This window comes from Pseudomonas sp. NPDC087639 (assembly GCF_044743385.1).
GTDB lineage: Bacteria > Pseudomonadota > Gammaproteobacteria > Pseudomonadales > Pseudomonadaceae > Aquipseudomonas.
Map to the genome: position 1 here is coordinate 15,679 of NZ_JBIUWI010000027.1, position 15,498 is coordinate 31,176.

The window sequence follows — 15,498 nt, forward strand, 5'->3', positions numbered from 1 at the left end:
CCGCGCCCGCCCGCCCCCACGGAGTGGCCGATCGACCCTACGGGCGCCTGGTATCGCCCCTATCTGCTCTGGCTGATCCTGATTGTCGTGACCTTCATCCTGCAGAGCCAAAAAGATGCCGATGAGCTTTAGCCTGACCCAGATGATCCTGGTCAGCGCCGCCTACCTGGCGGTGCTGTTCGGCGTAGCCTGGATCAGCGAACGGGGCATGATCCCGCGGGCGATCATTCGCCACCCGTTGACTTACACCCTGTCGCTGGGGGTCTATGCCAGTGCCTGGGCGTTCTACGGCACGGTCGGCCTGGCCTATCAGTACGGCTACGGCTTTCTCTCCAGCTATCTCGGGGTGTCCGGCGCATTTCTGCTGGCGCCGGTGTTGCTCTATCCGATTCTGAAAATCACCCGCACCTATCAACTGTCGTCGCTGGCGGATCTGTTTGCGTTTCGTTTTCGCAGCACTTGGGCCGGGGCACTGACCACGATTTTCATGCTGATCGGCGTCTTGCCGCTGCTGGCATTACAGATTCAGGCAGTGGCCGACTCCATCGGGATTCTCACGGGTGAACCGATTCAAAGCCGCGTGGCGCTGGCATTCTGTGCGTTGATCATTCTGTTCACGATCTTCTTTGGCTCGCGCCACATCGCCACCCGCGAGAAACACGAAGGGCTGGTGTTCGCGATTGCCTTCGAGTCGGTGATCAAACTGATCGCCCTCGGCGGCGTTGGCCTGTACGCCCTCTATGGCGTGTTCGACGGCCCGCAACAGCTGGAACTCTGGCTGCTGCAAAACCAGACCGCCCTCGCCGCGTTACACACGCCGTTGCAGGAAGGCCCGTGGCGCACGTTGCTGCTGGTGTTCTTCGCCTCGGCGATCGTGATGCCGCACATGTATCACATGACCTTTACCGAGAACCTCAACCCGCGCTCACTGGTGAGTGCCAGTTGGGGCCTGCCGCTATTCCTGTTGTTGATGAGTCTGGCGGTGCCGCTGATCCTGTGGGCCGGCCTCAAGCTTGGCGCCACGACCGATCCGGAATACTTCACCCTCGGCATCGGCATTGCCGCCAACAGCAAGCCTTTGGCATTGCTCGCCTACGTTGGTGGCCTGTCGGCGGCCAGCGGGCTGATCATCGTCACCACCCTGGCGTTGTCGGGCATGGCCCTGAACCACCTGGTGCTGCCGCTTTATCAGCCACCGGCCGAAGGCAATATCTACCGCTGGCTGAAGTGGACGCGCCGGGCGTTGATCGTCGCGATCATCATGGCTGGTTTCTGCTTCTATCTGCTGCTCGGCGCCGGGCAGGATCTGGCCAACCTGGGCATCGTGGCCTTTGTAGCGACCCTGCAATTTCTGCCGGGCGTGCTGTCGGTGTTGTACTGGCCGACCGCCAACCGTCGCGGCTTCATTGCCGGTCTGCTGGCCGGGATTCTGGTCTGGGTGATCACCATGCTGTTGCCGCTGGTCGGCAATCTGCAAGGTTTCTACATTCCGCTGCTGAACATGATTTACGTGCTGGACGACACCAGCTGGCACATGGCTGCCATTGCGTCGCTAGCCGCCAACGTATTGATGTTCACCCTGATCTCGCTGTTCACCAACGCCAGTCCCGAAGAAGCCAGCGCCGCCGAAGCCTGCGCGGTGGATAACGTGCGCCGCCCGCAACGCCGGGAACTGCACGCTGCCTCGCCACAGGAATTCGCCACGCAACTGGCCAAACCACTGGGTGCCAAGGCTGCGCAGAAAGAAGTCGAACAGGCGCTGCGTGACCTTTATCTGCCATTCGATGAACGCCGCCCTTACGCCTTGCGCCGTCTGCGCGACCGTATCGAAGCCAACCTTTCGGGCCTGATGGGCCCGAGCGTGGCGCAGGACATGGTCGAAACCTTCCTGCCGTACAAGGCCGGCGGCGAAAACTATGTCACCGAAGACATTCACTTCATCGAAAGCCGCCTCGAGGATTACCACTCGCGCCTCACAGGTCTGGCCGCCGAGCTCGACGCCCTGCGCCGCTACCACCGCCAGACCCTGCAGGAATTGCCGATGGGCGTCTGCTCGCTGGCCAAGGATCAAGAGATCCTGATGTGGAACAAGGCCATGGAGGAGCTGACCGGAATCGCCGCGCAACGGGTGGTCGGTTCCCGCCTGAGCACCATCGGCAATCCGTGGAAAGAATTGCTGCAAGGCTTCATCAACTTGCCTGACGAGCATTTGCACAAACAGCACTTGGCGCTCGATGGCCAGACCCGCTGGCTGAACCTGCACAAAGCCGCAATCGACGAGCCGTTGGCGCCGGGTAACAGTGGTTTGGTGTTGCTGGTGGAAGATCTGACTGAAACCCAGATGCTCGAAGACAAACTGGTGCACTCCGAGCGCCTGGCGAGCATCGGTCGTCTCGCGGCCGGTGTGGCCCACGAAATCGGTAACCCGATCACCGGCATCGCCTGTCTGGCGCAGAACCTGCGCGAAGAACGCGAAGACGATGGCGAGCTGACGGAAATCAGCGGGCAGATCCTCGAGCAGACCAAACGCGTGTCTCGCATCGTTCAGTCGCTGATGAGTTTTGCCCATGCCGGCAGCCATCAGCACAGCGACGAGCCCGTTTGTCTGGCGGAAGTGGCCCAGGACGCCATCGGCCTGCTGGCCCTGAACCGACGCAATTTCGAAGTGCAGTTCTACAACCTGTGCGATCCGGATCACTGGGTCGAAGGTGATCCGCAGCGACTCGCCCAGGTCCTCATCAATCTGCTCTCCAACGCCCGTGACGCGTCGCCTGCGGGCAGTGCGGTGCGGGTCAAGAGCGAAGCCGGCGAACACACGGTCGATCTGATCGTCGAGGACGAAGGCAGTGGTATTCCGAAGAACATCATGGACCGATTGTTCGAACCCTTCTTCACCACCAAGGACCCTGGCGAAGGCACCGGTCTGGGCCTTGCACTGGTCTATTCCATCGTTGAAGAGCATTATGGACAAATCACCATCGACAGCCCGGCTGATGTACAAAGCCAACGCGGCACCCGTATCCGGGTGACCTTACCGCGTCATGTCGAAGCGACGTCCGCTGTGAACTGAGACCGTCGAGAGTATCGAATCAATGCCGCACATTTTGATCGTCGAAGACGAAACAATTATCCGCTCCGCCTTGCGCCGCCTGCTGGAACGTAACCAGTACCAGGTCAGCGAAGCCGGTTCAGTGCAGGAAGCACAAGAACGCTTCACCATTCCTACGTTCGATCTGATCGTCAGCGATCTGCGCCTGCCGGGTGCGCCGGGTACCGAGCTGATCAAGCTTGGCCAAGGCACGCCGGTGCTGATCATGACCAGTTACGCCAGCCTGCGCTCGGCGGTCGACTCGATGAAGATGGGCGCGGTGGACTACATCGCCAAGCCTTTCGACCACGATGAAATGCTTCAGGCTGTCGCGCGGATCCTGCGAGACCGTCAGTCGGCGCCTGCTGCCGGTGAAGTTGTTACCGGTAAAACTGCCAATGGCAGCGGCAAAGCCGCCGTCGACAACAGCAACGGCGAAATCGGCATCATCGGCTCCTGTCCACCGATGCAGGACCTGTACAGCAAGATCCGCAAAGTGGCGCCGACCGATTCCAATGTTCTGATTCAGGGCGAGTCCGGCACCGGTAAAGAGCTGGTTGCCCGCGCCCTGCACAACCTGTCGAAACGCGCCAAGGCGCCGATGATCTCGGTGAACTGCGCGGCCATCCCGGAAAGCCTGATCGAGTCCGAACTGTTCGGCCACGAAAAAGGCGCGTTCACTGGCGCCAGCGCCGGGCGTGCCGGTCTGGTGGAAGCGGCGGACGGTGGCACGCTATTCCTCGATGAGATCGGCGAATTGCCGCTGGAAGCCCAGGCTCGCCTGCTGCGTGTATTGCAGGAAGGCGAGATTCGCCGCGTTGGTTCGGTGCAGTCGCAGAAGGTCGATGTGCGTTTGATCGCCGCGACCCACCGCGATCTGAAGAGCCTGGCGAAAATCGGCCAGTTCCGTGAAGACCTTTATTACCGTCTGCACGTGATCGCGTTGAAACTGCCGGCCCTGCGCGAGCGTGGCGCCGACGTCAACGAAATCGCCAATGCTTTCCTCGCCCGCCAGAGTGCGCGCATCAACCGTACCGACCTGAAATTTGCCGCGGATGCCGAACAGGCGATCCGTCACTATTCCTGGCCGGGTAACGTGCGAGAACTGGAAAACGCCGTCGAGCGCGCGGTGATCCTCAGCGAGAGCCCGGAAATCTCCGCCGACCTGCTGGGCATCGATATCGAGCTGAGCGATCTGGAAGACGACGAATTCATCGGTCTGCCGCCACAGACGGCGGGTAACAGCAGCAACAGCAGCCATGAACCGACCGAAGATCTGTCACTGGAAGACTACTTCCAGCACTTCGTGCTTGAGCATCAGGACCACATGACCGAGACCGAACTGGCGCGCAAACTGGGCGTCAGCCGTAAATGCCTGTGGGAACGCCGTCAGCGCTTGGGCATCCCGCGGCGCAAGACCGGGGTCGCCAGCGAGAGCTGAACGTTACCTGTCGAGTGTGCGGGTAACGCATGAAGATGTGAAAAAACTGTTACCTCAGCCTTTTCACGTAACAGAAGCCGGGGTTATCGGTAACGAAACCCCGGCTTTTTTTAGCCCCTCTAAAACGGTTATATCGACCTAACCCCTTGTTTTATTGGCCTTCGCAAAAGTTGGCACGGCACCTGCTATATGTTTGGTACAAGAACAATAACAAGCAATGCACAAGACAATAAAAATAAGACGAATCGACTCACGCACAATAAAAACAAGACGGCGAGAGGCGCAGCTAACTGATTCTTTTGGAGAGGCGTTGTATTTGGGGCTTGCCCCACGACCAGGCCGAGAACAACAAAAACTGTCCTAAGACAGAGCCTGTACTGGTTGGATCGAGAGATCACTGCAATTCAGCGACCAAAGCAATCCGTTTGCTCTTGGCTCCCGATTGGGAGTGTCATGAAGGAAAAGCTTCATGGCGAGGGCACTCAACAAAAACAAGAAGCCCGAATCAATAATAAAAAGAGCACGCAACTACTTCTTGGGGAGCTTCGGCTCCCCTTGTAGTTTCTCCCTCCCGGCAAAACTTCCCACATTTTCAAGGCTCGACGCCTGTAGCCCGCGGCTTGCAGCGTAAAACGGCTGCGTCCTACACCATCCCCCGACTAAATGCTAGAATCTGCGCCCATCATGCGGTCATTCTTTGGTATGGCCGAACATTCCTTCAAACAGTGCATCCCATGCTGAAGAAGTTGTTCCAGTCATTCCGAGCTCCCGTGCGTCGTACGCAACACATCCGCAGCACCCCTGAAGTGCTCAACAGCGGCCAACATTCGCTGCAGAAAACGCAGTTCAGCCGCTACGCGGTCAATATCGTCGAACGCTTGCAGGGCGCCGGTTACCAGGCCTATCTGGTCGGCGGTTGCGTGCGTGACATGCTGTTGGGCATTACGCCCAAGGATTTCGACGTCGCCACCAGCGCCACCCCTGAGCAAGTCCGTGCCGAATTCCGCAATGCGCGAATCATCGGACGTCGCTTCAAGCTGGTGCATATCCACTTCGGTCGCGAAATCATCGAAGTCGCGACATTCCGCGCCAATCACCCGCAGAACGAAGACGACGAAGACAGCAATCAGTCTTCGCGTAACGAAAGCGGGCGGATTCTGCGCGACAACGTCTACGGCACCCTGGAAGAAGACGCGCAGCGCCGCGACTTCACCATCAACGCCCTGTATTACGATCCGGTCAGCGAGCGCATTCTCGATTACGCCAATGGCGTACACGACATCCGCAATCATCTGATTCGTCTGATCGGCGACCCGAAGCAGCGCTATCAGGAAGACCCGGTGCGCATGCTGCGAGCCGTGCGTTTCGCCGCCAAGCTCAATTTCGGTATCGAGAAGCACACCGTCCAGCCGATCCGTGAACTGGCGCCGATGCTGCGCGAGATTCCGTCGGCACGCCTGTTCGAAGAAGTACTCAAGCTGTTCCTCTCCGGCCACGGCGCGATTACCTTCGAAATGCTGGTCGATCTGCAACTGTTCGCCCCGCTGTTCCCGGCCAGTGCCGACGCACTGGAACACAACCCGGAATACACCCACACGCTGATCAGTGAAGCGCTGACCAACACCGATCTGCGGATCAAGCAGAACAAACCGGTAACCCCGGCGTTCCTGTTTGCCGCCATGCTCTGGCCTGCCCTGCCGGCCCGTGTGTTGCGTCTGCAAGAACGTGGCATGCCGCCGATTCCGGCCATGCAGGAAGCGGCGCACGAACTGATTGCCGAACAGTGCCAGCGCATTGCGATTCCGAAGCGCTTCACCATGCCGATCCGCGAAATCTGGGACATGCAGGAACGCCTGCCACGGCGCAGCGGCAAACGTGCCGATCTGCTGCTGGACAATCCACGTTTCCGCGCCGGTTACGACTTCCTGCTGTTGCGTGAAAGCGCTGGCGAGCAGACCGATGGCCTGGGCGAATGGTGGACCGATTATCAGGACGCCAACGACAGCGAGCGTCGCGACATGATCCGTGATCTGAGCGGCAAAGGTGATGACGCCAGCGGTGCTCCGCGCAAGCGTCGCCGCAGCAGCGGTTCCAAGCGCAAGCGCACCGCCGGTGCTCCGAGCGCATCGGGCGAGTAAGGCATGGAACGTATCTACATCGGCATGGGCAGCAACCTCGCTGACCCCGCCGAACAATTGCGCAGCGCCGTCGAGGCGTTGGGTCAATTGCCGCTGACCACGCTGGCCGGCGTTTCAGCCTTCTACCAAAGCGACTCGTTGCTGCCGGGCCAACCGCGTTATACCAACGCGGTTGCAGCGCTCGAGAGCAATATGGCGCCGCTGGAATTGCTCGATGCCTTGCAAGCCATCGAGAACGATCAGGGCCGCGAACGTCTGGAGCGCTGGGGGCCGCGCACGCTGGATCTGGATATTCTGCTGTTCGGTGATCGGCTGATCGACGAACCACGGCTGAAAGTCCCGCACTATCAAATTCAGGAACGTGCGTTCGTCCTCTATCCTCTCGCTGAACTGGCCCCGCAGGATCTGCGCCTGGCCGATGGCCGCACCCTCACCGACCTGCTCGCCGCCTGCCCGTTCGTCGGCCTCGAGCGCCTCCCTCACGCCTGACACCCATTTCCCTTGGGTGCAGGCTTTTGTGGCGAGGGGATTTATCCCCGATCGGCTGCGCAGCAGTCGCAAAACCGGCAAATGCGGAGTGACTGATTAATGCGTACTACCATTTTGGGGCCGCTTCGCCGCCCATCGGGGATAAATCCCCTCGCCACAAAAGCGATGCTCCGTATTCGTTTTTTGTCGGACAAAAACGCCCCGATCAAGCCCCGCCGCCGCGCTGAATCGCATCAGTAACGCCGGTAACACTCCTCGCGTAACAATGCGGTAACACACGCAATTGACTTCCTGTTGGCTCATCACGACTATAGGCGTCCCGCTGCCGCCAACCCGGCACATACGGGCGCAATCCAGGCCTTATAAGCACGACAAAAGAGCGTGCGCCTGAGTAGATGAAGAATCACGCGCGTTACTCGCAGTAGTTTCCAGAGCGCCTGAACGAGGATTTTTTACATGCCAGCCATCACCCTGACCACGCTCCAGAGCCTCAAGCAGAAAGGTGAAAAGATCACCATGCTGACCTGCTATGACGCGACCTTCGCCCACGCCTGCAACGAGGCCGGTGTCGAAGTGCTGCTGGTGGGCGACTCCCTCGGCATGGTCCTGCAAGGTCATGACAGCACATTGCCGGTGACCACTGCGGAAATGGCCTACCACACCGCCTGCGTCAAACGCGGCAACACCGACGCCCTGATCCTGGCCGACTTGCCGTTCATGGCCAACGCTACCCTCGAACAAACCATGAACAACAGCGCCATGCTGATGCAGGCCGGTGCGCACATGGTCAAGGTCGAAGGTCAGCTGTGGTTGGCCGAGTCGATTCGTCTGTTGGCCGAACGCGGTGTTCCGGTCTGCGCGCACATGGGGTTGACCCCGCAAGCGGTGAACATTCTCGGCGGCTACAAAGTGCAGGGCCGCAACGAGAACCAGGCGCGGCAGATGCGCGCTGATGCGATCTCGCTGGAGCAGGCAGGCGCATCGATGCTGCTGCTCGAATGCGTGCCGAGTGAACTGGCCGCTGAAATCAGTCAGGCCGTGAAGATTCCGGTCATCGGCATCGGCGCCGGTAGCGATACCGACGGCCAAGTACTGGTGCTGCACGACATGCTCGGCCTGTCGATCACCGGCCGCGTACCGAAGTTCGTTAAAAACTTCATGCAGGGTCAGGACAGCATCCAGTCCGCACTGAAGGCATACGTCAACGAAGTCAAAGGCGTTACTTTCCCTGGGATCGAACACGGATTCTCTGCATGAACACCGTTAAAACCGTACGCGAACTGCGCGCCGCCGTAGCCCGCGCCCGTAGCGAAGGCAAGCGCATCGGCTTCGTGCCGACCATGGGCAACCTGCACAGCGGCCACGTCGCACTGATCACCAAAGCCACCCAGCGGGTCGACTTCGTGGTGGCGAGCATTTTCGTCAATCCGCTGCAATTCGGCGCCGGCGAAGACCTCGACAAGTATCCGCGCACCCTGGCGGCGGATCAGGAAAAGCTGTTGGAAGCTGGCTGTTCGCTGCTGTTCGCGCCGACTGTCGAGGAAATGTACCCCGACGGCATGGCCGGACAGACCCGGGTCAGCGTGCCGCACCTCTCCGAAGGTCTGTGCGGCGCCAGCCGTCCGGGGCACTTCGAAGGCGTGGCGACGGTGGTCAGCAAACTGTTCAACATGGTCCAGCCGGATCTGGCGATTTTCGGCCAGAAGGATTTCCAGCAACTGGCGGTGATCCGCGCACTGGTGCATGACCTGAACATGCCGATCCAGATCATCGGCGAGCCGACCGTCCGTGCCGCCGATGGGTTGGCACTGTCGTCGCGCAACGGTTTCCTCAGCGAAGAACAACGTGCCGTAGCCCCGGTGGTCTATCGCACCCTGAGCACGATTGCAGAGTCGATCAAACAGGGTGAGCGGAATTTCCCGGCGCTGATCAGCGCGCAGTTGCAACAACTGGAAGCCGCAGGCCTGCGCCCGGATTACCTGGAAATTCGCCATGCCCTGACCTTGCGTCCGGCGACGGCTGAAGATCGCGATCTGGTGATTCTGGTCGCGGCGTTCCTCGGCACCACGCGGTTGATCGATAACCTGCACCTGAATCTCGATACGCCGACGTAAGCATCACCGCAATACCCGGTGGGAGCGAGCCTGCTCGCGAATGCGGTGTGTCATTCAGCCTGGTTGTTGACTGACACACCGCATTCGCGAGCAGGCTCGCTCCCACAGTTGTTTTCGCTCCACTGCTGGTGTGTATTCTCCGTTTGTCGCCTCATTCCCGGTATCAATGTTAAAAAAGTACAGGGATCGGGTCAGACAAAGTCAAGACAGAACGCAGCGCGAGGTTTACTGTATTCGCCCTGTGTCCAGAAACCCTGTCGACGCAGTTGGCCCATGCCCAACCATGGCGTGCTGGCCTGTTCAGTGTTCAAAAGGCCGTTCAAGTAAAAAGGAAAACCGCAGCGATGGCGTACTACCGCACTCCTCACGACGTTACCGCTCTGCCTGCCTGGCAAGCGTTGAAAGACCACCGCCAAGCCATGCAGGATTTCAGCATGCGCGAGGCCTTCAACGCCGATCCGCAGCGCTTCAATCAGTTCACCCTCAGCAGCTGCGGACTGTTTCTCGACTATTCGAAGAATTTGATCAACGCCGAGACCCGCAATCTGTTGGTGGGTCTGGCCAATGAAGTCGATCTGAAGGGCGCGATCAAAGCGCTGTTCGACGGCGAAATCGTCAACTCGTCCGAAGGCCGCCCGGCACTGCACACCGCCCTGCGCCGCCCGGTGGGCGACAAATTGTCGGTCAACGGCGTCAATGTGATGCCGGAAGTCCACAAGGTTCTGAACCAGATCACCGATCTGGTCGGCCGCATCCACGACGGTCTGTGGCGCGGTTACACCGAGAAGCCGATCACCGACGTGGTCAACATCGGCATCGGTGGCTCGTTCCTCGGCCCTGAACTGGTGTCCGAAGCGTTGCTGTCCTACGCGCAGAAAGGCGTGCGTTGCCACTATCTGGCGAACATCGACGGCAGCGAGTTCCACGAACTGACGCAAAAGCTGCGCGCCGAAACCACGCTGTTCATCGTTTCGTCGAAGTCGTTCAACACCCTCGAAACCCTGAAAAATGCTCAGGCCGCTCGCGCCTGGTACCTGGCTCAGGGCGGTTCGGAAGCCGAGCTGTATCGCCACTTCATCGCCGTATCGAGCAACAACGCCGCCGCCATTGCGTTCGGTATTCGTGAAGAAAACATCTTCCCGATGTGGGACTGGGTCGGCGGCCGTTACTCGCTGTGGTCGGCCATCGGTTTGCCGATCGCCCTGGCCATCGGCATGTCCAACTTCAAGGAACTGCTGTCCGGTGCCTACACCATGGACCAGCATTTCCAGACCGCGCCCTTCGAACAGAACATGCCAGTGCTGCTGGCGCTGCTCGGCGTGTGGTACGGCAACTTCTGGGGCGCGCAAAGCCACGCGATCCTGCCGTACGACCATTACCTGCGTAACATCACCAAGCACTTGCAGCAATTGGACATGGAATCCAACGGCAAGAGCGTGCGTCAGGACGGCACTGCGGTGTCGACTGACACGGGTCCGGTGATCTGGGGCGGCGTCGGCTGTAACGGTCAGCACGCTTACCACCAGTTGCTGCATCAAGGCACCCAACTGATTCCAGCCGATTTCATCGTGCCGATCGTCAGCTTCAACCCGGTGTCCGACCACCACCAGTGGCTGTACGCCAACTGCCTGTCGCAGAGCCAGGCGCTGATGCTCGGCAAGACCCTGCCGGAAGCCGAAGCAGAACTGCGCGACAAAGGCGTGAGCGAAGAAGACGTGCACAAAATCGCACCGCACAAGGTGATCCCGGGCAACCGTCCGAGCAACACCCTTGTGGTCGAACGCATCAGCCCACGTCGTCTCGGTGCGCTGGTTGCCATGTATGAGCACAAAGTGTTCGTGCAAAGCGTGGTCTGGGGCATCAACGCCTTCGACCAGTGGGGCGTGGAACTGGGCAAGGAACTGGGCAAAGGCGTTTACAACCGTCTGGTCGGCAGCGATGAAACGACCGCTGACGATCCGTCCACTCAAGGCCTGATCAACTACTTCCGCGGTCGTCACCGCGGTTGATTTGACTGTGTTGCCCACAGATCCTGCGGGCAACACTTCTCCACTGTGGGAGCGAGCCTGCTCGCGAATGCGGTTTGTCATTCAGCATCTTTGTTGACTGACACCCCGCCTTCGCCAGCAGGCTCGCTCCCACAGTTGTTTTGTGGATGACTTGAACCTCTTGATCTCTCGGCGCATCTTTATTCTTCGCACAACAAGAATAAGGAACCGTCATGTTCGATATCAGCACGTTCCCCAAAGCCGATGCCGTCCGCCGGGCTGCTCAGTTGAGTCAGGACGACTACCGACGCCTGTACCGCGAATCCATTGAACACCCCAGCGTTTTCTGGGCCGAACAGGCCACCCGCTTCCTTGACTGGAGTACACCGTGGCAGACCGTTCAGCGCTATGACCTGAAAACCGGTGAAGCCTCCTGGTTTGCCGGCGGCCAACTGAACGTCAGTTACAACTGCATCGACCGCCATCTCGAACAGCGCGGCGATCAGACAGCCCTGCTCTGGGAAGGCGACGACCCTGCCGAATCGGCGCAAATCACTTATAAAAAACTTCATCACCACGTCTGCCGACTGGCCAACGTGCTGAAAAACCGTGGCGTGAAGAAAGGCGACCGAGTGTGCATCTACATGCCGATGATCCCCGAAGCCGCCTACGCCATGCTCGCCTGCGCGAGGATCGGCGCGATTCATTCGGTGGTGTTCGGCGGCTTTTCCCCTGATTCACTGCGTGACCGCATTCTCGATGCCGATTGCCGCACCGTGATTACCGCCGACGAAGGCGTGCGCGGCGGCAAATTCGTGCCGCTGAAACAGAACGTCGATAAAGCCCTGCAAAATTGCCCGGCTGTCAGCACCGTCGTCGTAGTCGAGCGCACCCAGGGCAATGTGGACTGGGTCGAGGGCCGCGATCTCTGGTATCACCAGGCTGTGCGCGATGTCAGCGACGACTGCCCGCCAGAGCCGATGGACGCCGAAGATCCGCTGTTCATCCTCTACACCTCCGGCAGCACCGGCAAACCCAAAGGCGTGCTGCACACCACTGGCGGCTACTTGCTGCAAGCGGCGATGACCTTCAAGTACGTGCTCGACTACCGCGACGGCGAGGTGTTCTGGTGTACCGCCGACGTCGGCTGGGTCACCGGCCACAGCTACATCGTCTACGGCCCGCTGGCCAATGGTGCGACCACGTTGATGTTCGAAGGCGTACCGAGCTATCCGAGCAGTTCGCGTTTCTGGCAGGTGATCGACAAACACAAGGTCAACATCTTCTACACTGCGCCCACCGCCCTGCGCGCGTTGATGCGTGAAGGTGCCGAACCGCTGAAGGAAACTTCGCGCCAGAGCCTCAGATTACTCGGCAGCGTGGGTGAGCCAATCAACCCGGAAGCGTGGGAATGGTATTTCAATGTGGTCGGCGAACAGCGCTGCCCCATTGTCGATACCTGGTGGCAGACCGAAACCGGCGGCATCATGCTCAGCCCCTTGGTCAGTGCGCAGCGGATCAAACCGGGCTGCGCCACACAGCCGATGTTCGGCGTGCAACCGGTGCTGCTCGATGAGCAGGGCAAGGAAATCAAAGGCGCTGGCAGCGGCGTGCTCGCCATCAAATCGAGTTGGCCGGCGCAGATCCGCAGTGTCTATGGCGACCCGCAGCGGATGGTCGACACCTATTTCAAACCCTACCCCGGCTATTACTTCACCGGCGACGGCGCCCGTCGCGACGAGGACGGCGATTACTGGATCACCGGGCGTATCGACGATGTGATCAACGTTTCCGGTCACCGCATCGGCACTGCCGAAGTGGAAAGCGCGCTGGTGCTGCACGACAGCATTGCCGAGGCCGCGGTGGTCGGTTATCCCCACGACGTCAAAGGCCAAGGCATCTACGCGTTCGTCACCCCCATGAACGGCACCGAACCGAATGATGAGCTGAAGAAAGAATTGCTGGCCCACGTCAGCAAGGAAATCGGCAGCTTCGCCAAACCGGACCTGATCCAGTGGGCGCCGGCCTTGCCGAAAACCCGCTCAGGCAAGATCATGCGGCGCATTCTGCGCAAGATCGCCTGCAACGAACTCGACAGCCTCGGCGACACCTCGACCCTGGCCGACCCGAGCGTGGTGCAAGGCCTGATCGACAAGCGCCTCAATCAGTAACATCCCGGGCGCGATCTACCGGTCGCGCCCGCTCTTCAACAATGAGTGGTCATGGAATTCATCCGCAGCCGTATCGAAACCCAACTCATGAGCCTGACCGGGTTATCTCTTGGTCAGCTCGACCTGGAAAATCCCAAGGGCGATCCCGGCCTGTTCGGCCCCGACTCGATCAGTTGGCAGGTGCACGGTGACTTCAGCAGCATGTTGATCGGCGGTATCAGCGCATTGTTGCTGCAAGCGCTGCATCCACTGGCGCTGGCCGGGGTCTGGGATCACTCGAACTTTCGCCAGGACATGCTCGGGCGATTGCGCCGTACCAGCCAGTTCGTGTCCGGCACCACCTTCGGCTCGCGGCGGGACGCCGAATGGCTGATCGAAAAAGTGCGCACCATTCACCTGCAAGTGGTCGGCACTGCGCCGGATGGCCGAGCATATGCGGCCAGCGATCCGGATCTGCTGACGTGGGTGCATGTCGCGGAAGTCAGCAACTTCCTCGCCGCGCATTTGCGTTATCGCAATCCGCAATTGTCGCCGGCGGATCAGGATCGTTATTACGCGGAGATCGCTGTGGTCGCCGAACGCCTGGGCGCCCGCGACGTGCCGAAGTCACGGCAAGCTGTGGCGGATTATCTGCAACGCATGCGCCCGCAATTGCTGTGCGATGAGCGCAGCCGCGAAGTCTTGCGTCTGCTGCTCGACGCGCCAGCCCCCAGTGTGTTGGCGCGGCCCTTTGGCGATCTGATGATGAAGGCCGGTATCGACCTTTTGCCGGACTGGGCCAGCGACATGCTCGATGTGCGGCAGGGTTCGCTGCAACGGCAACTGATCCGCGCCAGCGTCAGGCGCAGCGCGCCGATGCTGCGTTGGGCGATGCGTAATGGGTCGGTGCAACGGGCCAAGCGTCGGATGGGCCTGCTCACCTGACCTGCACACAGGTAATCGGTAATGCCTCAGGGCATCGGTAGCAGCACAATGCTAAACTCCCGCGCCCCAATTCTCACCAGCAAGGCGCACGCATGTCTTCCTTGAATCAGGCGCTGCGCGCCGCCCTCGACCAACGCCAGGACCTGCTCGCCGAGCTGCATAGCCAGGGCACCTATTGCTATCGGCTGTTCCACGGCAGCCAGGAAGGCGCCGGCGGCCTGACGATCGACCGCTACGGCCCGCAACTGCTGGTGCAAAGCTTTCACCAGACGCTGGAGCGTGACGACCTGCTGCAACTGCACGCCATGGTCAACCAGACCCTTGGATTTGAAACCTTGCTGGTCTACAACGACCGCTCCCGCGGCAACTCGCGTATCGACCGCGAAGACAGCGTCTATAAAGCCGACGCCGCCGCGTTGGCCGATCTGATCGGCCACGAGTGGGGCCTGAACTACCGCGTTCGCGGACGCCATGCCGGGCAGGATCCGTTGCTGTTCCTCGACCTGCGCAACACCCGCGGCTGGATCAAGGATCACGCCCACGGCAAAAGCGTGCTCAACCTGTTCGCCTACACCTGCGGCGTTGGCCTCAGTGCCGCGGCCGGTGGTGCGCGTGAGGTGTGCAATCTGGACTTCGCCGAAGGCAACCTCGCAGTCGGTCGCGAAAATGGCCAGCTCAATCCGCAATTGCCCGAAATGGAATTTATCCAGTCCGATTACTTCCCTGCGATTCGCCAACTCGCCGGCCTGCCGATCAGCCAGCGGCGCGGGCAGAAGCTGCCGAGCTATCAGCGCCTCGAACAACGCCAATACGATCTGGTGCTGCTTGATCCGCCAGCCTGGGCCAAGAGCGCATTCGGCACCGTCGACCTGCTGCGCGACTATCAGAGCTTGCTCAAACCGGCCCTGCTGACCACCGCCGACAACGGCGTGCTGATCTGTTGCAACAACCTGGCGAAAGTCAGCATGGACGACTGGCGTGAGCAGGTGTTGCGCTGCGCCGAGAAGGCCGGACGTCCGGTGCGCGAGTGGAGCGTGATGACGCCGGGCGCCGACTTCCCGTCAATGGATCAGCAGCCGCCGTTGAAAACCCTGATCCTGCAGCTCTGATCGCATCCCTTTGCAGGAGCTGCCGAAGGTTGCTCC

At 60.2% G+C, this 15,498-nt stretch carries 10 protein-coding genes; all 10 read left to right on the forward strand.

Features of this window, described 5'->3' with window-relative positions; genetic code table 11:
- Positions 1-115: 115 nt before the first annotated feature.
- The 10 genes from ACIOVB_RS13695 (at position 116) to ACIOVB_RS13740 (ending at position 15,462) form a co-directional block, all read left to right on the forward strand.
- Complete coding sequence (locus tag ACIOVB_RS13695; RefSeq protein ID WP_187679241.1) at positions 116-3,070, forward strand: sensor histidine kinase; 2,955 nt, start codon at positions 116-118, stop codon at positions 3,068-3,070.
- 22 nt (positions 3,071-3,092) lie between these two features.
- The gene (locus ACIOVB_RS13700; RefSeq protein ID WP_187679240.1) at positions 3,093-4,529 is read left to right on the forward strand and encodes a sigma-54 dependent transcriptional regulator; all 1,437 of its coding nucleotides are present in this window, start codon (positions 3,093-3,095) and stop codon (positions 4,527-4,529) included.
- Positions 4,530-5,263: 734 nt separating this feature from the next.
- Positions 5,264-6,667, forward strand: a complete 1,404-nt coding sequence (locus tag ACIOVB_RS13705; protein WP_401268441.1) for a polynucleotide adenylyltransferase PcnB — start codon at positions 5,264-5,266, stop codon at positions 6,665-6,667.
- Between the two features lie 3 nt (positions 6,668-6,670).
- Positions 6,671-7,156 (forward strand): 2-amino-4-hydroxy-6-hydroxymethyldihydropteridine diphosphokinase, encoded by a 486-nt coding sequence (gene folK / locus ACIOVB_RS13710; RefSeq protein ID WP_401268444.1) that lies wholly within the window; start codon positions 6,671-6,673, stop codon positions 7,154-7,156.
- Between the two features lie 456 nt (positions 7,157-7,612).
- A complete protein-coding gene (gene panB / locus ACIOVB_RS13715; protein ID WP_401268446.1) occupies positions 7,613-8,413 on the forward strand; it encodes a 3-methyl-2-oxobutanoate hydroxymethyltransferase in 801 nt (266 codons plus the stop codon).
- Complete coding sequence (gene panC, locus ACIOVB_RS13720; protein ID WP_401268448.1) at positions 8,410-9,270, forward strand: pantoate--beta-alanine ligase; 861 nt, start codon at positions 8,410-8,412, stop codon at positions 9,268-9,270. Before panB ends, panC begins: the two co-directional genes overlap by 4 nt.
- Before the next feature lie 344 nt (positions 9,271-9,614).
- Positions 9,615-11,279, forward strand: coding sequence for a glucose-6-phosphate isomerase (pgi, locus tag ACIOVB_RS13725; RefSeq protein ID WP_187679235.1), 1,665 nt, complete (start codon positions 9,615-9,617; stop codon positions 11,277-11,279).
- Between the two features lie 212 nt (positions 11,280-11,491).
- On the forward strand, positions 11,492-13,429 hold the full coding sequence (acs, locus tag ACIOVB_RS13730) for an acetate--CoA ligase (RefSeq protein ID WP_401268450.1): 1,938 nt from the start codon (positions 11,492-11,494) through the stop codon (positions 13,427-13,429).
- Between the two features lie 51 nt (positions 13,430-13,480).
- On the forward strand, positions 13,481-14,353 hold the full coding sequence (locus ACIOVB_RS13735; RefSeq protein WP_187679233.1) for an oxygenase MpaB family protein: 873 nt from the start codon (positions 13,481-13,483) through the stop codon (positions 14,351-14,353).
- Between the two features lie 92 nt (positions 14,354-14,445).
- Positions 14,446-15,462 (forward strand): class I SAM-dependent rRNA methyltransferase, encoded by a 1,017-nt coding sequence (locus ACIOVB_RS13740; protein ID WP_401268452.1) that lies wholly within the window; start codon positions 14,446-14,448, stop codon positions 15,460-15,462.
- Positions 15,463-15,498 lie beyond the last annotated feature (36 nt).